At 46.0% G+C, this 19005-nt stretch carries 16 protein-coding genes; 11 read left to right on the top strand and 5 right to left on the bottom strand.

The features are described 5' to 3' along the window. Positions 1 to 9: 9 nt before the first annotated feature. On the bottom strand, positions 10 to 1266 hold the full coding sequence (locus tag F0364_RS08140) for an efflux RND transporter periplasmic adaptor subunit (protein ID WP_153797274.1): 1257 nt from the start codon (positions 1264 to 1266) through the stop codon (positions 10 to 12). A 569-nt stretch (positions 1267 to 1835) separates the two neighbouring features. Here F0364_RS08140 and F0364_RS08145 point away from each other — a divergent pair. Beyond that, complete coding sequence (locus tag F0364_RS08145; protein ID WP_153797275.1) at positions 1836 to 3197, top strand: sigma-54-dependent transcriptional regulator; 1362 nt, start codon at positions 1836 to 1838, stop codon at positions 3195 to 3197. A gap of 677 nt (positions 3198 to 3874) precedes the next feature. On the opposite strand, the gene F0364_RS08150 is transcribed toward F0364_RS08145, so the two are convergent. Continuing rightward, a complete protein-coding gene (locus F0364_RS08150; protein WP_153797276.1) occupies positions 3875 to 4750 on the bottom strand; it encodes a transglutaminase family protein in 876 nt (291 codons plus the stop codon). A 58-nt stretch (positions 4751 to 4808) separates the two neighbouring features. Next, on the bottom strand, positions 4809 to 5711 hold the full coding sequence (locus F0364_RS08155) for a hypothetical protein (RefSeq protein WP_153797277.1): 903 nt from the start codon (positions 5709 to 5711) through the stop codon (positions 4809 to 4811). A gap of 493 nt (positions 5712 to 6204) precedes the next feature. On the opposite strand from F0364_RS08155, the gene F0364_RS08160 reads away from it, so the two are divergent. Beyond that, positions 6205 to 7698 carry a saccharopine dehydrogenase C-terminal domain-containing protein gene (locus F0364_RS08160; protein ID WP_153797278.1) on the top strand — a complete coding sequence of 498 codons (1494 nt, stop codon included), beginning with the start codon at positions 6205 to 6207 and terminating at the stop codon, positions 7696 to 7698. A gap of 361 nt (positions 7699 to 8059) precedes the next feature. Continuing rightward, complete coding sequence (locus F0364_RS08165; protein ID WP_153797279.1) at positions 8060 to 8392, top strand: cupin domain-containing protein; 333 nt, start codon at positions 8060 to 8062, stop codon at positions 8390 to 8392. Positions 8393 to 8395: 3 nt separating this feature from the next. Here the strand turns inward: F0364_RS08165 and F0364_RS08170 are convergent, their stop codons facing one another. Continuing rightward, positions 8396 to 9088, bottom strand: a complete 693-nt coding sequence (locus tag F0364_RS08170; RefSeq protein ID WP_153797280.1) for a Sir2 family NAD-dependent protein deacetylase — start codon at positions 9086 to 9088, stop codon at positions 8396 to 8398. 76 nt (positions 9089 to 9164) lie between these two features. Here F0364_RS08170 and pdeM point away from each other — a divergent pair, with 76 nt between their 5' ends. Both pdeM and F0364_RS08180 read left to right on the top strand, forming a co-directional pair. After that, complete coding sequence (gene pdeM / locus F0364_RS08175; protein ID WP_153797281.1) at positions 9165 to 9824, top strand: ligase-associated DNA damage response endonuclease PdeM; 660 nt, start codon at positions 9165 to 9167, stop codon at positions 9822 to 9824. 29 nt (positions 9825 to 9853) lie between these two features. Then, the gene (locus F0364_RS08180) at positions 9854 to 10756 is read left to right on the top strand and encodes a histone deacetylase family protein (protein ID WP_153797282.1); all 903 of its coding nucleotides are present in this window, start codon (positions 9854 to 9856) and stop codon (positions 10754 to 10756) included. A gap of 33 nt (positions 10757 to 10789) precedes the next feature. Here the strand turns inward: F0364_RS08180 and F0364_RS08185 are convergent, their stop codons facing one another. After that, positions 10790 to 11545: an XRE family transcriptional regulator gene (locus F0364_RS08185; RefSeq protein WP_153797283.1), complete on the bottom strand. Its 756-nt coding sequence runs from the start codon at positions 11543 to 11545 to the stop codon at positions 10790 to 10792. A gap of 930 nt (positions 11546 to 12475) precedes the next feature. Between F0364_RS08185 and argS the strand changes: the two genes are divergently transcribed. The 6 genes from argS (at position 12476) to F0364_RS08215 (ending at position 18619) form a co-directional block, all read left to right on the top strand. Beyond that, complete coding sequence (gene argS, locus F0364_RS08190) at positions 12476 to 14260, top strand: arginine--tRNA ligase (protein WP_153797284.1); 1785 nt, start codon at positions 12476 to 12478, stop codon at positions 14258 to 14260. Between the two features lie 376 nt (positions 14261 to 14636). After that, positions 14637 to 15053 (top strand): DM13 domain-containing protein, encoded by a 417-nt coding sequence (locus F0364_RS08195; protein ID WP_207632568.1) that lies wholly within the window; start codon positions 14637 to 14639, stop codon positions 15051 to 15053. 12 nt (positions 15054 to 15065) lie between these two features. Beyond that, positions 15066 to 15983, top strand: coding sequence for a hypothetical protein (locus tag F0364_RS08200; protein WP_153797286.1), 918 nt, complete (start codon positions 15066 to 15068; stop codon positions 15981 to 15983). Positions 15984 to 16034: 51 nt separating this feature from the next. Continuing rightward, the gene (locus F0364_RS08205; RefSeq protein ID WP_153797287.1) at positions 16035 to 16598 is read left to right on the top strand and encodes a sigma-70 family RNA polymerase sigma factor; all 564 of its coding nucleotides are present in this window, start codon (positions 16035 to 16037) and stop codon (positions 16596 to 16598) included. Positions 16599 to 16605: 7 nt separating this feature from the next. Further along, complete coding sequence (locus tag F0364_RS08210; protein ID WP_153797288.1) at positions 16606 to 16869, top strand: anti-sigma factor family protein; 264 nt, start codon at positions 16606 to 16608, stop codon at positions 16867 to 16869. Positions 16870 to 17047: 178 nt separating this feature from the next. Beyond that, positions 17048 to 18619 carry a PQQ-binding-like beta-propeller repeat protein gene (locus F0364_RS08215; RefSeq protein ID WP_153797289.1) on the top strand — a complete coding sequence of 524 codons (1572 nt, stop codon included), beginning with the start codon at positions 17048 to 17050 and terminating at the stop codon, positions 18617 to 18619. Positions 18620 to 19005: the final 386 nt, after the last annotated feature.

Raw genomic sequence — 19005 nt, forward strand, 5'->3', positions numbered from 1 at the left:
TCTTCACCGTCACTGCTTTTTCAATACCAGCTCTTCCATGGTGCCATAGTTTTCGTAGCTGCTGGTTACTACTTTATCGCCCGGTTCAAGGCCCTGCAGCACTTCGTAGTAATCTGTGTTCTGGTTGCCTAACTGAATGTTTACTTTATATGCGGTAGAGCCATCTTCTTTTACTTTAAATATCCAGTTACCGCCGGTTTGCTGGTAAAAACCTCCCTTGGGCAACAGCAGGCTTTGTCTTGCATCGCTCAATGCCAATACTATTTGCAGGGTTTGGCCACGGCGTATGCCTTTGGGCACTTTGCCTGTAAACTCCATATCAACCTGGAAACGGCCATTGGTAACCTGCGTGTACACTTTTTTAATTTCAAGCTGGTACGATGAATCGGCGAAGCTAAAAGTGCCTTTTAAGCCAGTGTAAATCCTTGAAATATAATGTTCGTCTACATCTACCCTTACTTTAAAGCCGCCCAGCACATCCAACTGGCCCAGGCGCTGGCCCTTGTTTTTGTTTTCGCCAATTTCAGCGTCAAGAGATGTTAATTGTCCGTCCACCGGCGCCCTAACAATAAGGTCGCCCACTTTTTTACGCATTACATTCAGCGCATTCTGAGAGCCCTGGTAGCTTTGTTTGGCCTGATCCATCTGCTGCTCTGTGCTAACAGAGTCCTGTACCAGTATCCTTTCAGAGAGTTTCTTTTTTTCCCTCTGGTAGTTGTAATCTATTTCAGATTTCCTGAATTCCTGTTCACCAATAGCTTTTTTCTCATACAGGCTCTTATTCAGTTTGTAAAGGCGTTCTGCCTCATTGTAAGAGCTGTTGGCTTCTGCCATCTGGTTTAAACGGCTTACGGTATTTTGCTGGGCCGCATTGCGGGAAATCTGCATTTGCGTAAGCAGGTTATATACAGATGTTTCCTGGTTTACCAGGCTCAGTTCAAGGTCTGTATTGCTCAGGCGCAAAATAGGCTGGTCTTTTTTCATAATCGCGCCGTCTTCTACATACTTCTCTTCAACCCTGCCGCCTTCCTGGGCATCCAGGTAAATAGTGGTAAGTGGCAGCACAACACCGTTAACGGGTATAGATTCCTGGAACACGCCTTTTTTAACCTCGCTTACCGTAATACGTTCTGTATCCACATTCAACCTGGATTTGCCGGAAGTAAAATAATAACTGCTTACCAGCAAAGCCACCAGCGCCACAATACCGCCAATCGTCAACAACTTTTTCGTGGTCCATTTTTTCTTTTGAATAACTCTGTCCATTGTAATTGTATCTTTCTTGTTTGTTTTTTTAATAAGCACCCGGTGTAGAAACACAAGGTCATAGTCACATGAGAAAAATCATCAGCACTAAACAATATATGAAAGCTGTGCCAACAGGTGCGGCAATTGAATAGCAATCAGTTATGAAATTTTTGGGGCTAAAAACTGTACCAAAGCGAACACAAACTGTCCGCTTTTGATACACTATACCAGAACAGGCAAAATAAAGTGCTTTATTTACCAACGTTTTACGGTTTGGTACGTGAATGGTGTATAGTGAGTTGCCAATGAAGCAAATGTGAAGGTAACCTGTAAAAAACCGAACAAAAAGAAGTGCAGCCAAAGAAGTTTTATGGGCCCGGCAGCAGGATTTCTATGAGGCGTCCCTTGCGTCGCACTCTTGTACTTCCGGTAATGCTGCGCAGCAATGCAGCCCGGGTTTTAATTAAGGTTGCCCGGGCAACGGATTTATTTTGAAGGGGGGAAAACAGCTTGGTATTAAAGTATTATATTCCCTGATTATTTCCAGGGAAACCAGATAAATCAGACTAAAATACAGGTAATAGAACATGAACTTAAAGAACGCCAGCGTACTGGTTATAGACGATGATACCGACGTACTTACCGCGGTTCGCCTGCTGATGAAAACAGAGGCTAAAGACATTACTACCGAAAAAAATCCCGAAAACATACGCAGCCTGTTAAGCAGGCAGCGCTACGATGTAATTCTGCTGGATATGAACTTCAACAGTTCCATCAATACCGGCAACGAGGGCATTTTCTGGCTGCGCAAAATAAAAGAGCTGGGCTCTGATGCTGCGGTGATCATGATTACGGCTTACGGCGATATAGACCTGGCTGTACGCTCCCTGAAGGAAGGCGCGGCCGACTTTGTGGTTAAACCCTGGCATAACGAAAGGCTGATTGACACCATTAAAGACGCTTTGAAAAAACGTGAATCCGGCAAAGCCAATACGCCCAAAGTAACGCAGGACAACATCATCGGCAGCGAACTGCTGGGCCAGAGCGAAGTAATGCAGGATATATTCTATAAAATTGAAAAGATTGCCCCCACCGATGCCAATATACTGATACTGGGTGAAAACGGCACCGGTAAAGACCTTATTGCCAAAGCCATACACCAGTTTTCCCTGCGGGCTAAAAAGTCTTTTGTAAAAGTGGACGTGGGCGCTTTAACAGACAGCCTTTTTGAAAGTGAACTATTCGGCCACAAAAAGGGCGCTTTTACAGACGCCCGGGAAGACAGGATCGGCCGTTTTGAAACCGCCAGCGGCGGCACTTTGTTCCTGGATGAAATTGGCAATATATCCTTACGCCAGCAGGCCAAACTGCTAACCGTATTGCAAAACCGCCATATAACAAAACTGGGCTCTAACGAAGCCATACCGGTAGATATACGCCTTATTTGTGCCACCAACGTACCCATGAGCGAACTGGCTAATGAAAACAAATTCAGGAAAGACCTTGTTTACCGCATTAATACCGTGGAGATAACTGTGCCCCCATTACGCCGCCGTGGTGACGATATCGGCATGCTGGCCAAGCATTTTGTAAAAATTTATACCGCCAAGTATATGAAGCCGGATATCGGGTTATCATACACAGCGCTGGAAAAACTAAAAACCTACCATTTTCCGGGCAATGTGCGGGAACTGCAATACACCATAGAGCGTGCCGTTATTATGGCTGAAGGCGATGAACTGCAGGCCCGCGACCTTATTTTCTCTCCTATTGAAGCGCCACGCCAGGAAGAAGTGGTTAGCGTGGAGGACCTGAACCTGAGCGCCATTGAACGCAACACTATTTTAAAGGTGATTGAAAAGCACAATGGTAACATTACCAAAGCTGCAAAAGAACTGGGCCTTACCCGCACAGCACTGTACCGGAGGCTGAATAAATATGACATTTAGTAAGTACGAAGTACTTGGTGTAGCAGGTGGGTGATTTGCACGCAGGCTGTTAAAAGTACGATTTACGAAGTACGAAGTACCTTGGTGTAGCAGGTGGGTTATTTACAGGCAGGTTGTTATAAGTACGATTTACGAAGTACCTGCTGTTTATACCTTGCTATGTAACAAACCATTCATATTATTCTGTTGTGGCCTTCAAATGATGTTCAACCGGGGCCCTGCTGAATAACATTCCAATAGCCTGATGGCTGCGGAACAACGTCATTAAGTTAATGAAGAAAGACTTTGTTCTTTGCGCCATAGGTGCTACATGTTTGTAGAAATAGCATACAACAAGGGAATTATGCCGCATAGCGGCTACCCTTAAGCAACGATTGGGTAGCCACTCCGTGGCATCCGTGCATCTAAATGATTTTGTTTCTACAAACAGGAAGCCCCGATGGGGCTTAACTTAATGACATTGGGCTGCGGGATAGAAGCGGAAAGCCCGCAACCACCGGAGCCTTAGCACAGGTGGTGAGGACTTGCAGCGGATAGCCCGGACAACAGTACCGGCCAGGGTATCTACTGCTGAGAGCCCCAAATAAAAATCATCTTTTTATGCGCAGCATAAACACCGTGCCCAAAGCCGGCTAAACATTACCGCTCTGTACATGTACTTAAACCGGTGCCTGCCTCTATACCCTTCTTATATCTACCTGCACTTTCAATTGCTGGCTGCTGCTGCTGAAGAGTACGCCTTTCAGGGGCGCTATATCACCGTAATCCCTGCCCCAGCCAATGGTAATGTGCTGGTCGCCGGGCACCTGGTTGTTGGTGGGGTCGAACTCTGCCCAGCCCATCCCCGGAATGTACACGGCAAACCAGGCATGAGAAGCATCTACACCGGTAAGTTTTTCTTTGCCTTCGGGTGGCAGTGTTTCAATATAGCCGCTCATGTAACGGGCTGGTAAACCCATAGCCCTTATGCAGGCGATGGCCAGGTGGGCAAAATCCTGGCAAACACCTTTGCGTTCCCGCATTACAACGGTTAAAGGTGTGGCGATAATGGTAAAGCCTGGTTTAAATTCAAAATCGTGGTGAATGCGGCGCATTAAATCCTGCGCTGCTTCAAACAGCGGGCGCCCGGCCGTAAAGGAACGCATGGCATAGGCGGCAATCTCTGCATCGGGGGTAGTAAACGCAGTATCCGCAATAAACTGCCGGGGCTCAAAAAGCTCGGGCCTCGCTTCGTTCATCTGTGTTAATGCTTCCTCCCAGGAGGTGTTGCGAAACAGGTCAATTTCGTAGTTGCTGTTGCTATGTATGCTAACTTCAGAAGATACAGTTATGCTGAGTTTACGGTGCTCCCTCTGTACGGCAAAATAAGTAACATGGTTGCCAAAAAAATCATCGTAGTGGTTAATCACTTCCGGCTGTGGCGATATTTTTATACCAAAGCCCTGCTTGGTTTGCCGCATGGTATTACGTGGCGCCAGCCTGGCAATGTTGTGGCAAAAACTAACCGGCTCCCTGTAGTTGTATTCGGTGGTATGTGTAATAACGTAGTTCATGTTACGATGTGGGATGTACGATGTGGGATATATGATGTGAAACCCACTCTACTGATTGCTAAAATTTTCTCATCATTATCCTTGTTTTTAGCCTCGCCCCCAGCGAATCCCGCACACGGGAGGTATCTGACAATTGAATGGTCGTATCAATATATAGCCTGTACCGGATAGCTGTGCCGTTTACCAGGCTGTCAAACGCTGCATTGCTGCCGGCAGCCAGCAACGCCTCTGTGCGGGTTACGGCGCTTTGCCTGTTAAGGGTTACATCGTAAATAAACTTATAACGGGCGGTACCTGCAGCAGGCTTAAGGCTAACGCTGTCAGGTTGTATAGCGCTGTCTGCCCTGGGCAGCGTATCGTGCAATGGAGGCGATGTTACGGCCGAATCCGGCGTTACAGATGGCAAAGCATTGTCGGTGTCAACTGTTTTGCCTTTGCTAAAAAACATGCTGTAAACACCCCATCCGGCGCCGGCAAGTATTAGCAGTATAATAATTACAGCCAGGGCAAAAACACCCCCGCGTTTTTGGCTGCGGCTGCCGGCCTGGCTTTCAGCCCTTTCTGCCTTATACCGGCGCCTGCTCTCTTCTTCTTTTGCCGCACTGCGTACCTGCTGCTTAAAGGATAGCTGGTTGTTGTTATCCAGCACCAGCTCACCAAGCCCTTCAAGCATATAAGATTTGCTTATATTAATCCATTGCTTTGTTTCAATCAGGTAAGATTCTATATCGGCTGCTACCAGCGGCTTGGGCTTGCGCAGGTTATCCGCTATATAATCAATCAAGGCCGGTGTTGTTTCGGCTTTTTTATTGTAAACAAAATCTATTTTAGGAACGCTGGTAAAAGTATTGGCATCGCTTACAAAGGGTTCGCCGGTAACCGTAAAGTCACCCACCTTCTCCAGCGAAACAGCTTTGTTAGCCAGCAAAAAATCGTGTATCAAATTATCGTACCTGTTCACTTAAGGGTATTTTGAAGGCAAAATAGGGAAAGTTGGCCATAACAGCTAATAGCCGTGCCGGCAACGGCCACTATCACCAGGCTTTTGGCCAGCGGAAAAGCAGGGCTTTGACTGCCCTGAAAGCAGCCCTGCAAAAGCAGCAACAGGTATAACCGCCGGGTGAGGGATTGAAGCGGTTACCCCGGTGAAGCCATCGCAGCAGGGCTTTTGTGCCGGAGTAATAGCACAAGCGAGGAAAAGCAACTAAATGTTGCTTTGACGAAGGTTGCGAACGCAGTTCTGCCCGACCCCTTGCGATAGCTTGGGGGCAAACCCTGTTTTTTCTTAACGCCCACGCTGCAGCCCACAGGTTAAAGGTGGTTTTATTACCTGTTATAAAAACTTATCTTAGAAACCAATTAACTTACATGGCATAAATTTCAAGGGAATTTTCTTTTGTTGCAATGCAGCAGGCATGGCGATAAATTTCTTATGATTAAAGTTGATAACAGCAATGAAATCCATACTTGTTTTTGGTGCAGGCAAATCTGCCACGGTGTTGATAGACTACCTGAAGAAAACCATTGAAGAACAGGGTTGGGCGCTGGTGGTGGCAGACAGTAACCTGCAGGCTGCTAAAGAAAAAACCGGCAACCAGCCTGGCGCTAAAGCGGTTGAAGTAAACATTGGCAATGAGGCAGAACGCAGGGCCCTGGTGCAACAGGCAGACCTTGTAATTTCCCTTATGCCGCCGGTATTGCACCACCTGTTAGCAGCAGATTGCCTGCAGTTTAACAAACATTTCCTCACAGCTTCTTACGTGGATGAGAACATGCAAAAACTGGCCGCAGAGATTAAGCAGAAAAACCTGCTCTTCTTATGCGAAATGGGGCTTGACCCCGGCATTGACCACATGAGCGCCATGCAACTGGTTAATAAGATTAAGCAGCAGGGCGGCGTAATAACCTCGTTTAAATCACACTGCGGCGGTTTAACCGCACCGGAAAGCGATGACAACCCCTGGCGTTATAAGGTTAGCTGGAACCCCAGGAACATTGTTCTGGCAGGCAAAGCCGGCGCCCGATATAAAGAGAACGGTATAGAAACCACCAAAACATACCAGCAGCTTTTCGACTTTACCAACCGGGTAGATGTGCCGGGGTTAAGAAGTTACTCATTTTATCCCAACAGAGATTCTTTAAGCTATATACCGCTGTACGGCCTGCAGCAGGCATCAACTTTTATACGTACCACTTTGCGACACCCCGAATTTTGTTTTGGATGGAAGAATGTAGTTGACCTGCATTTAACCAGTGAAGAAAAAGTATATGATACGGATGGCATGCCCCTCAAAACATTTTTTAAAACTCATTTTGAAAACAATGGTTTTGCCGAATGGTTTCGTGATATGCTGGCAGGCACACTTAAAACCACAAAACTGCTGATGCACTCTTTAGAGCGGTTAATGGAAATAGCCCTTAGCGAGGATGAAGAAGTACGTAAGGAAATGATGGTGGTAGATGAAAAAGGCAACCTTTGCAACCTTACGCTGGAAGATGTAAAAAATACCGCATCAGAAGCTGCGGCGGCGCACATGTACACTACTAAATTGGTTATGGAGCAATTGATGTTCCTGGGCATGAACGATGAAACCCTTATTAATAAAGGCTTGTGCAGCGCGGCGGATGTTATGCAGTTTATACTGGAAACAAAACTGGCATTGCAGCCGCACGATAAAGACATGATTGTTATGCTGCATGAATTTGAATACCTGCTGCACAACACACCCAGAAGCCTGCGTAGCAGCCTTGTAGTTAAGGGTAAAAACGCGGTGCATACGGCTATGGCCAAAACGGTAGGGCTGCCCCTTGGCATCGCGGCAAAACTTATTTTGCAGGGCATCATTACGGCTACCGGGTTGCACATTCCTACCGCTCCATCCATTTACGAACCCGTTCTGCAGGAACTGGCCCTGCACGACATATTGTTTATAGAGTATGAAGACTGAGGCCCCGTTGGCTGAAAAGAAATTTTTATGAGCCCGGCTTTGGGTACATCTATGAGGCGTCCCTTGCGTCGCACTCTTGTGCTCTACCGCTTTACGCAACAACTGATTCTGCATCCCACAGCACAATCTCATTAAGTTAAGGAAACGAATGTCAGGTTGAGCTTGTCGAAACCGGTTATACAAGTCATTTTTCACTAATCCGCCTTCGACAGGCTCAGGCTGACAGCTTAACTTAATGACATTGGCCCGCAGCATTGCGGGATACTCGTTATCCGCTATGCAGCAATCATCTTCCCGGCTTTGTCATACTGCACAACAGATAACCAGCGTACACAGTTTCGCTATTCTTAAACCAACATGCATGAAAAACTTCACAGTAACTATCGAAGAAGCGGCAGCCCAATTATCCCGGGAAACAGGACACCGGTTTACAACCGTAATGCAAAATGGCACGATGAGCGTGGAGTATTACGCCCCAGATAAAGTTGACCTGCAAACGCCTCACAAGCAGGATGAGTTATATGTGATAGCAAGCGGTTCCGGCACTTTCTTCCGCGCCGGCCAAACTGTGCCCTGCAAAACCGGCGATGTATTGTTTGTGCCTGCCGGCGTTGAGCACCGCTTTGAAAACTTTACCGCCGACTTTGCTACCTGGGTTATCTTTTATGGTGCACACGGCGGGGAAAAGGAATAATATTTACAGGAATTTCTTTAGTAGTTCCCTTAATTCAGCAACACCCTCCGTTGCAGGCTTCTCTATGCTGGTAACATTATAGAAGGATGAATTGTAGGGTATTTTTTTGTCAACAATAAATTTAGGGCAATGCCGTGGTGCATAATTTACCAGGCCTGCGGCCGGATAAACCACCAGCGATGTGCCCACCACCACGAATATGTCTGCGGCGGCCGCAAGTTCGGCGGCTGGTTCAATCATCGGCACAGCCTCCTCAAACCAAACGATGGCCGGGCGTAACTGTCCGCCGTCCTCTGCGGTATCGCCAAGCTTTATATCATCCCTTATATCATACAGGCGCTCTTCATCAATCTCGCTGCGCATCTTAAAAATTTCGCCATGCAGGTGCAGTATGCTCTTGCTGCCTGCCCTTTCATGCAGGTCATCTATATTTTGGGTTATTATCTTCACATCAAAATCATCCTGCAATGCTGCAAGTCCAACATGCGCTGCATTGGGCTGCGCTTTGGCAACTTCTTTCCTGCGGTAATTGTAAAAATCCAGCACCAATTGCGGATTTTTGCGCCAGCCACGGGGCGTTGCTACATCTTCTATATCATATCCTTCCCAAAGGCCATCACTATCGCGAAAGGTTTTAAGGCCGCTTTCTGCACTAATGCCTGCACCCGTTAACACCACAAGTTTTTTCTTAACCATGCTATAAAATTATTGGGATGAAATTAAATAATAATGGCAGCATACTGCCATAATCAAATTTATATTTGCAGCCCTTATGTTTTTACCGGTTAAGCACAATATTCATAACAACGCATTTTGGTTGTTGCCGCAGCGGGCCATCTATTGGGAAGAGCAACAGGCTTTAATTGTAAGCGACCTTCACCTGGGCAAGACCGGGCATTTCAGGAAAAGCGGCATTGCTGTGCCACAGAATGTGTACAAGGATGACCTTCACCGCCTTTTCTCCATCATCCAGCACTACAAGGCTGAACAATTGATTATTGTTGGTGACATGTTTCACAGCAAAGCCAATAAAGAGGTGGATTTGTTCAGCCGCTGGCGCACGGATGTATCGCAGCTTTCCATCCACCTGGTAAAGGGCAACCATGATATACTGCAGGATGTGTATTACGCTGCTGCCGGCATACACGTTACTGATGAAATGCTGCAGGTACAGCAATTTTCCTTTGTGCACGACCCCGTACTCTGCGAAAAAAATACCGGAAAAGATAGTTATTATTTCTGCGGGCATATTCACCCCGGTATTACAGTAAGAGGGGGCAGCAGGCAGGCACTAAGCTTTCCCTGCTTTTATTTTACAGCTTCACATGCGGTATTGCCCGCTTTTAGCGCCTTTACAGGCATGTACATGATAAGGCGTAAAGAAAATGAAAATGTGTTTGCCATAGTGAATGGCAACATTATGCCCCTGTAGTTGTTTAGTAAGTGCAATAAAACATCCGCATGGTAAAAATAGCTTACAACCAGTTATACGCACACCCTTTACCGGAAGGCCACCGTTTTCCCATGCTGAAGTATGAATTGATTGCCGGGCAGTTATTGCATGAAGGAACAATTAATGAAACCAATTTATTTTCGCCGGCAGTATGCCGCGAAGAAGTGGTTTTGTTAACACATGAGAAAGAATACCTTGACAAACTGCTAAACCAGCAGTTAAGCCCATCGGAGCAACGCAAGATAGGTTTTCCGCAATCACCACGGCTTACACAACGGGAACTGGTAATTACCCAAGGAACTATTGATTGTTGCAGCTATGCCCAACAGTTTGGCGTAGCCCTGAACGTTGCAGGAGGAACCCATCATGCTTATGCCAACCGCGGCGAAGGTTTTTGCCTGCTGAATGATATGGCGGTGGCTGCCAATTATTTACTGCACCAAAAACAAGCCCGGCAAATAATTATTATTGACCTTGATGTACACCAGGGCAACGGTACCGCTAAAATTTTTGAAAACGATGACAGGGTTTTTACTTTCAGCATGCATGGCGCCCACAACTACCCTTTTCACAAAGAAAAAAGCGACCTGGATATCCCGCTGCAGGATGGTACCGACACTGCAACTTACCTGCAACTGCTGTATAACACATTACCGGCTTTAATTGATAAAGTAAACCCAGACTTTGCTTTTTACCTTTCCGGTGTTGATATACTGGAAACAGACCGGTTTGGGAAACTGCAGGTAACAGTGGATGGCTGCCGGTTAAGAGATGAATTTGTGTTTAATACACTCAGGCAACACAGCATACCAGTAACAGTAGCAATGGGCGGTGGTTATTCACCGGATGTAAAAACCGTAGCAGATGCGCATTGCAATACCTTCAGGAGTGCCGTGAGCATTTATAGCTAAAGTATGCAATAATTGCAGTGAAGTATTTTTACGTTAGTTCATTTTGCGCTTAAGGCTGGTTACCTGCTCCTGCAGATCGGTTACGAGATGTGCCAGTTGATTTACATCCCACCGTTGCAGGGTATTGGCCTTGGTAAGTATCATTTGCGCTTTCCACATTTCAAGTATATCATCTGTATTTACCTGGTATGGCTCAAACTGGGGATTATCGCTTACAAGCGTTACCTTGTTCCTAACCTTATTGTTGCGTAGTACCCTTTTATAAACAATGCCTTCGTTCTTGGAAATAACCACGTAAGTATTGTTGGATTTCACTTCTTCCACCGTATCCACTTTCTCGCCCACTATCACACTGCCGCTGGGGGTGGGCAGCATACTGTCCCCAACAATTTCAAAGGCGCGGTATTGGCCGGGGGCAAGCATGGGCAGGGTAAAGGTATTTAGCTCGTCAATAAATTCCGGGTCTGCATAGCCGGCAAGATAACCTGCCGCGGCTTTTACCGGCACAAGATGTATTACCTGTGCGTCTGAAGCCATTTTTAACTGCCTGCGTTTATCGAGATAACTGCCGCCGGTTTTTGATGCACTGAGGTCTTTCAATAACAATTCGTCAAGACTTAGCTTAAACATGCTGCAGATAAATTCAAGCACATCAAGGCGGGGCTCGGCCCTCTCCTCTTCGTAAGCACCTACAAGAGAACGTTTTATTTTTAGCTTGTTGGCAAATTCTTCCTGCGTCCATCCACGAAGTTTACGCAGGTATCGAAGGTTTTTTCCGGCATAACTCATAAACTAACTGATTTAGCCGCAAAATACTAATTATTTTAGTTGTGCAAAACTTTTTTTACGGTTTTATTTGTTTCCTGAGTTTTTACAACATATGAGGGCGCTTTGTGGTACACACCTGGCCACATAAACCGTAGCGTGTTGCACCGGCGGGTGAGGGATTGCAGCGGTTACCCCGCTGAAGCCTTTGCAGCAGAGCCCTGTGGCGGAGTAATAGCGGAAAGCCCGACCCCTTGCGCAGCTTGGGGGCACCCCCTGAAAATATTCCTTTACGGCATGGCGTTGCGGCGTGCATTTTTTACCTTTTTAAACAAAAGCAGGCTGTTATACTTTACCGGCAGACAGCGAATCTTTAAAAACTGGTATCATAGTTGCGTACTTAGAACATGCGCCTTAAATGGTGTTTGCTGTAAAAGGTTGGTACTATTACGAGCCTGCAGCAGCAAAAAAGAATAACACTTAAACAACAAGCATATAACCGAAAGAAAAAATTATGGAGGTTAAATAAAATTTATACCTTCATATTCCGCTTCTGGAATTCTACCCAATATCTGTTTGCCAAACCTCGCTTCATTATCCCGGAAACCATAGTGAGATAAACTGATTGGTTACTTTTTTAATTGTATTTGATGAAATATTTCGAATCCTTTAAAGCCGTGGTTATTATTGTGTGCATTATAAGCCTATGGCTGTTCGTACTGTTCAATTCAACCAAAGAGAAACGCCTGAAAAACAAGAGAGGTAAAAAAATGATATAAACCTTTACAAAACAAACCAACATTACTGCTAAAACATACAGCCCAAGACCTGGTTAACCTTTAAAGTTTTTAATGCCGGGCTGCTGATACCTGTGTACCGTACAATGCCGTTTTATCTTAACATTTTGCCGGGAAGCGGAGTTGATTATTTTTGCCATCCCAAAAATTAGGAAAGATGAGTGTTGCTGTTACAATAAGAGAAGCCGCCGCCAAAGCTTTTAATAGTTTATATAACCTGGATATAAAGCCAGCCGATATATTGGTTAATGCCACCAAACCAGAGTTTGAAGGTGAGTACACCATTGTGCTGTTTGCTTTTGTAAAGCAACTAAAAAAATCTCCGGACGCATTGGGTAATGAACTGGGCGGCTATCTTTTGCAGCATGAAAGCCATCTTTTTTCCGCATTTAATGTTATTAAGGGTTTTCTCAACCTCTCAGTAACAGACAGTTACTGGATAAATTTTTTGCAGCAGCAACACAGTAACACATCTTTTGGCCGCAAGCCCAAAAACGGCCAGAAAGTAATGGTTGAATACTCTTCTCCCAATACCAATAAGCCCTTGCACCTGGGCCATTTGCGCAATAACTTTTTAGGCTGGAGTATTGCCGCCATACTGGAAGCCAACGGCTTTGACATTGTTAAGACCTGCATTGTAAACGACCGTGGCATTCACATTTGCAAAAGCATGATTGCATGGCAGTTGTTTGCCAATGGCGCCACCCCGCAAACCACCGGCCAAAAGGGAGACCATTTTGTGGGCGACTACTATGTGAAGTTTAACGACGAGTATAAGCGGCAAACAGAAGAACTTATTACCAAAGGACTTACAAAAGAACAGGCCGAAAAAGAAGCCCCTATTATGAAAGCCGCACAGCAAATGCTGCTTGACTGGGAAGCAGGCCAGCCTGATGTGATGGCACTTTGGCAGCAAATGAACAGTTGGGTATATGCAGGCTTTGACGAGACCTACAAAAGAATAGGGACTGATTTTGACAAAGTATATTACGAAAGCAACACCTACCTGCTTGGCAAGGACCTTGTAGAAAGCGGGCTGGCAAAAGGTGTGTTCTTTCAAAAAGAAGATGGCAGCGTTTGGATTGACCTTACCGCTGATGGCCTTGATGAAAAAATTGTGCGCAGAAAAGACGGCACTGCTGTTTACATTACGCAGGATATTGGCCTGGCAGTAAACAAATATGATGAATACAGGTGCGACCAGAGCATATACGTGGTGGGTGATGAGCAGAACTATCATTTTAAGGTATTGAAGCTGATTGCGCAAAAGCTGCAACTGCCCGCTGCCGATGGCATTTATCACTTGAGCTATGGCATGGTGGAGCTGCCTACCGGCAAAATGAAAAGCCGCGAAGGCACCGTTGTTGACGCGGACGACCTGGTGGATGAAATGATAAATATTTCAAGGCAAAAAACAGAAGAACTGGGAAAAGTAAAAGACTTTAATGCGGCGGAGCTTGAAGCCTTATACAATACCATTGGCCTGGGTGCCCTGAAATTTTTTCTGCTACGGGTTGACCCCAAAAAGCGCATGGTATTTAACCCGGAAGAAAGCATAGATTTTCATGGCTTTACAGGCCCTTTTATACAATACACGCATGCCCGTATTAAAAGCATACTGCGCAAAGAAGAAACGGCCAACGCTGTTGCAGGCAGCACCGCAGGAAATACATTGCTGATGCTGGAAAAGGATGTTATTAACTGGCTGGAACAGTTTCCTGCTGTTATGGATGAAGCCGGCAACGAGCACGACCCCTCCAAACTGGCTATTTATATTTTTAACCTTGCTAAGATTTTTAATTCATTCCTAAGTGAGCATTCGATTGTTTACGCCGAATCTCCCGAAAAGAAAACCCTTCGCCTGCAGTTGGCAAGGCTAACCGCCTATACGCTCAGCAAAGGCATGCAATTACTGGGCATACAGGTACCTGAAAGAATGTAGCGTTTATGCAGCGGCATTTTTTTGGGCCCGGCTGTAGAAAAAGCATGAGGCTGCCGTTGCGTCGCACTCTTGTGCACCAACGCTTTGCGCAACAGCAAAACCAGCATCCTTCAGCATCAGGATACTGTTGTATTAACTGTACCTGTACTGCAATTATATAAACCTGCACCCTACCTTACTCGCCGGAGTTACCCTTACGTAACCACCATCATCATGACAAGCCGGGGTTAACACAAATTTCAACTGTTACTCAAAACCAATCCCTTACACATATACAACTGTTATCTAAACCACCTTACAGTTGCAAGGCGCAAAAAATTCTTTGATGGCTGTAAGGTTTGCTCCTTTATTACGTATCTACTGCCAAAAGCCAGTTATGAAGTACTTATTAACCGCTGCCTTATGCCTGCTGCTGGCAGCAGCTTGCAAAAAAGAAAGTACGCCAGCCACCCCGCTGGACGAGAATGCAGACACTACCGCAATACTTAAAGATTCCGGCAGCTTTGTTAACGGGCCGTATGGTGTTGTATCCGGCACTGCCAAAATCTACAAATCAGCCGGCAAATACCAACTATCGCTGGAAAACTTTACTTCTACCAACGGTCCAGACCTTAAAGTGTACCTGAGCAAAGAGATACAGCCGGTAAACTTTGTAAACCTGGGCTCCTTAAAATCAACCAGCGGCAACCAGTTGTATAATATTCCAGCCGGTGTGGCAGTGGCTGACTATAAATACGCCCTTATACACTGCCAGCAATACAACCACCTGTTTGGCTATGCGGAAAGAAAATAAAAAACCAATTGTATGAAATATGTAATCTTTATTTTGCTCCTGGCAACCGGGGCCATGCAGGCCCGTGCACAAGGTTGCAGCGATGCCGGCTTTTGCAGTATTGGCGTACTTAAAAATAACACCCACCCCGGCGGCAAAGTCAGCAGGCAACTTAACATTGGCGCAGGCTATGGGCTTGGCCAGGAAAATACCAGCATTATCAATCCTTATGTCGAATATCAAACGGGGCTGGGTAAAAAATGGGCCCTGCAAACCAAGCTTACAGCGGCCTATGCTACGGGGTTTTTGGGCTCCAATTTTAACCTGGGCGATATTTATGTGTTCTCCACTTATGCCGCGGTTAATACGCCAACCTCAAGGGTAAATTTATTGGGTGGCATTAAAGCGCCGTTAAGCAGCTCCAACAACAAATACCAGGGTAAGCCCCTTCCGCTGGATTACCAGGCCAGCATTGGCACCTGGGATTTTATTGCAGGCATCAACTACATTATAAACAACAAATGGGAAATTAACGGCGGCCTGCAGGTACCGGTTATACAGCGAAACAAAAACACTTTCTTTCCGGATGAATTCATGGGCATGAAAGCCGATGGTTTTGCACCCACCAACAACTTCCGCAGAAAGAGCGATGTATTGGCCAGGTTAGGCTATTATATACAGTTGGCTGCTGCATCCATTAGTATAAAGCCCAACCTGCTGGCTATCTATCATACCGGCAAAGACAGCTACGAAGACCGCTTTGGCAAAAGAACAACCCTACAGGGCTCTGCGGGCTTAACTCTAAATGCAGGCATTGCCGCCACAAAAAAATTTACCAATGGTAATATACTGGAAGTTGTAGCTGCCACGCCCTTTATTACCAGGGATGTACGCCCCGATGGCCTTACCCGCAGCGCTGTATTTAATGTTCAGTACAGTTTTGTACTGTAAGCATGGGAGGCAGGTTTTGCTGCACCCAAAGATTATTTAGCTTTGGCAAATATGGAGGATAGCTTTTCTTTACAGCCTGACAAATGGGTGGACAACTATGCAGACAAACTGTACACTTACGCAATGGCAAGGGTAGCCAACGCTGGTGCGGCGGAAGATATTGTACAGGAAACTTTTTTAAGCGCCTGGAAGGCAAGAGACACTTACAATAAACTTGCCTCTGAGAAAACCTGGCTGTACGTTATTTGTAAGAACAAAATCACAGACTATTACAGGCGCCAGCCAAAATTTACCGTTCCGCTAAACACAGGGGAAGAAGATGTATATTTTGACCAAACAGACCATTGGACAGAAAGTACAAGACCCCAAAACTGGCCTATTGATTATCACGGCACAATGGAAAGAAAAGAATTTTATAAAATACTGTACCTGTGTAAAAGTAAGCTTAAAGAATTCCAGCAGCGGGTATTCGCACTAAAATACCTGGAAGAACTTGGTTCAGATGAAATCTGCGATACGCTTTCCATCTCCAAGGAAAATTACTGGGTGCTTCTGCACCGGGCCAAGCTGCATATACGTGCCTGCCTCGAGAAAAACTGGTTACACATAAAATAAAGCCACGATGAGCAAATTGCGAAAAAGTTGCAGGCAAGCCACCTACCTGTTAGGCAAAAAAGAAGAAGGGCAGCTTACGTTTAAAGAGCGGCTGGTACTGGCGTTACACCTGGCTTTATGCGACATGTGCAGGCTGTTTGAAAAGCAACTGAACTTTGTACGCCGTAACGCAAAACAGCTTCATGAACATACCCACCATCAATTACCGCAACAGTCAAAACAAAAAATAAAGGCTGCTTTAAAAGATGCCGGTGAAGGCGGCACTAATTAAATAATCCCCTTTGCGGGATGATACTAAAAAGGTAACATCAAGGCAGGCAACAACCAATGTTCCTGCATTCAAATTAATTATCTGCAACCAATTACAGCTACCCTTTGTATTTCCGGTTAATTACCTATTTTTAAATATTTCCTGGTAACGCCAATTCTAACACAAGATGTTATTCCGCATGAAAAAGAACCGTATTAACCTGGTTATTCTTGCCAACGCCTTAACCGTTATTCTGCTATCACTAACCATCAACTTAAAGGCCCAGTCTTTCTTTAAATTGGTACGCAGCCAGCAAAAGCAGGCCAACTATTGCCGCAGCATTATGCAAACAACTGACGGCGGTTATGTGCTGGCCGGCGGAAGCACTACCAGCCCGGTGGACGAACCTGCCGACAGTGGCAGGGCCTTTGTTGTAAAGGTTGATGCTACAGGCACACCTCAATGGAGCAAACGTTTTACCAGCGGCCCCAAAGTTTGGAACCAGGTAGTGCCCACCAGCGATGGTAATTTTTTAACCGTGGGCACAGACGCGGACCTTAGCGGCGATTTAACCGCACAGCTTACAAAAGCCTATGTTACCAAGTACGATAACACAGGCAATATTCTCTGGCAAAAATATGTGGGCCTGTTGGCAGAAGCCTTTACCTGCGGCATACTGGCAAAAGATGGCAGCAATATACTGGCAGGCGCTTCCCTTAAATTTTCGTTTACTAACCCCACCATAGAACTGTATGTGGTAAAAATGAACAGCGACGGTACCGTTGCATGGACAAAAAGCTACGGCGTAAGCAATATAGGCCTGGTAGTGGCCAGCTCTATTAAAGAAGTTTCCAGTGGTGGTTTTATTATTACAGGGCTTACAAGCTCTAACGATAACGATGCCTGCCTGTTGCGCATAGATGCCAATGGCAATTTGCTGTGGTCAAAGCTAATGGGCAGTACGGTAGATGATATAGCCGCGGATGTTATTGAAACAGCCGACAAGGGTTTCCTGATGCTGGGCTCAACGGCAGGCGCCGGCGGCGGGGCAAGTGATTACCTGCTTTGCAAATTTGCATCAGACGGCACATTGGTGTGGCACAAAACCATTGGCGAAGGGCTTACAGACCTGGCGTACAGCATTACAGACTACGGCAATGGCAATTACCTTATTATGGGGCTTACCGGTTCTTTCGGTTCCCGTTATTTTGATAACCACCTGCTGGTGGTAGATGGTAACGGAAATGTATTGCGATCAAAAAGGTTTATTACAGATGCAGGACCGGAGTTGGCTTACACCAGGCCGCAACTCACTAAAAACGCGGCCGGCAAATATGTGCTGGGCGGCAATTTCATGAACCGCAAACAGGATGATTCTTTTGACTTTGGCATACTGCAGTTTGATGACGGGTTTTCTACCTGCATATCCAGCGATACAGCCGCGGTTACCCAGGGCAGCAGCCTGGAGTTTTACCCGTTTGCGCCCACTACAGCCTCCCGGGGTTCAGCCAGCAACTTTACCGCCACCATTGTAAGCGGACATAGCAGCAGCATTGTATGCCCCAGGCCGCCCGTATTTAATGTAAAAGTTGGCAACTGGAGCGACCCAACCACCTGGAGCACCGGCGAAGTACCGCTTGCCACAGACGAGGTTACCCTCAACTTCGATGTAACTGTTGATGTAGATGCCATATGTAAATCCCTGCAGGTAAACAACCACAACGTACATGTAAACAGCAATATTCAATTGTACATTTTAGGGCAGCAGTAGTTAAAAACATGGGGGCTTTCAGCTATCAATCTTTAGCCGGCTGCAGTCCCGGCTTTTCGCTGCAAGTCCTCACCACTCGTACCTCGTGGTTGCGGGCTTTCCGCTGCAATCCGGCAGCCATTGGGCGGTGGGATTGCTATTGAACTTTGCCCGCAGGGTAGTCTAAGTTTCTGCCGCCTTCGGCGCCAGAAACATGGGGTAGAAGCGGCTATCCTTACAATAAAAAAGCAACATCTTCACACATATTCTTTCAGATTCATCTAACAACGATTCACTAAACGCAAACCGTTAAAGCACGGAAGCCAGAAAAGAGAAAACCGTACTTTTCCTGACTTGTCCCTTTTAGTGCGGAGCGTTTAGTTTTTCTATAAATTCCTTCATTTTAG

The sequence above is a fragment of the Foetidibacter luteolus genome, from assembly GCF_009650435.1.
Classification (GTDB): Bacteria; Bacteroidota; Bacteroidia; order Chitinophagales; family Chitinophagaceae; genus Foetidibacter; species Foetidibacter luteolus.

Coding starts and splice junctions, on each gene's coding strand:
- F0364_RS08140 (WP_153797274.1), bottom strand. CDS start 1,266: ATGGACAGAGTTATTCAAAAGAAAAAATGGACCACGAAAAAGTTGTTG.
- F0364_RS08145 (WP_153797275.1), top strand. CDS start 1,836: ATGAACTTAAAGAACGCCAGCGTACTGGTTATAGACGATGATACCGAC.
- F0364_RS08150 (WP_153797276.1), bottom strand. CDS start 4,750: ATGAACTACGTTATTACACATACCACCGAATACAACTACAGGGAGCCG.
- F0364_RS08160 (WP_153797278.1), top strand. CDS start 6,205: ATGAAATCCATACTTGTTTTTGGTGCAGGCAAATCTGCCACGGTGTTG.
- F0364_RS08165 (WP_153797279.1), top strand. CDS start 8,060: ATGAAAAACTTCACAGTAACTATCGAAGAAGCGGCAGCCCAATTATCC.
- F0364_RS08170 (WP_153797280.1), bottom strand. CDS start 9,088: ATGGTTAAGAAAAAACTTGTGGTGTTAACGGGTGCAGGCATTAGTGCA.
- pdeM (WP_153797281.1), top strand. CDS start 9,165: ATGTTTTTACCGGTTAAGCACAATATTCATAACAACGCATTTTGGTTG.
- F0364_RS08180 (WP_153797282.1), top strand. CDS start 9,854: ATGGTAAAAATAGCTTACAACCAGTTATACGCACACCCTTTACCGGAA.
- F0364_RS08185 (WP_153797283.1), bottom strand. CDS start 11,545: ATGAGTTATGCCGGAAAAAACCTTCGATACCTGCGTAAACTTCGTGGA.
- argS (WP_153797284.1), top strand. CDS start 12,476: ATGAGTGTTGCTGTTACAATAAGAGAAGCCGCCGCCAAAGCTTTTAAT.
- F0364_RS08195 (WP_207632568.1), top strand. CDS start 14,637: ATGAAGTACTTATTAACCGCTGCCTTATGCCTGCTGCTGGCAGCAGCT.
- F0364_RS08200 (WP_153797286.1), top strand. CDS start 15,066: ATGAAATATGTAATCTTTATTTTGCTCCTGGCAACCGGGGCCATGCAG.
- F0364_RS08205 (WP_153797287.1), top strand. CDS start 16,035: ATGGAGGATAGCTTTTCTTTACAGCCTGACAAATGGGTGGACAACTAT.
- F0364_RS08210 (WP_153797288.1), top strand. CDS start 16,606: ATGAGCAAATTGCGAAAAAGTTGCAGGCAAGCCACCTACCTGTTAGGC.
- F0364_RS08215 (WP_153797289.1), top strand. CDS start 17,048: ATGAAAAAGAACCGTATTAACCTGGTTATTCTTGCCAACGCCTTAACC.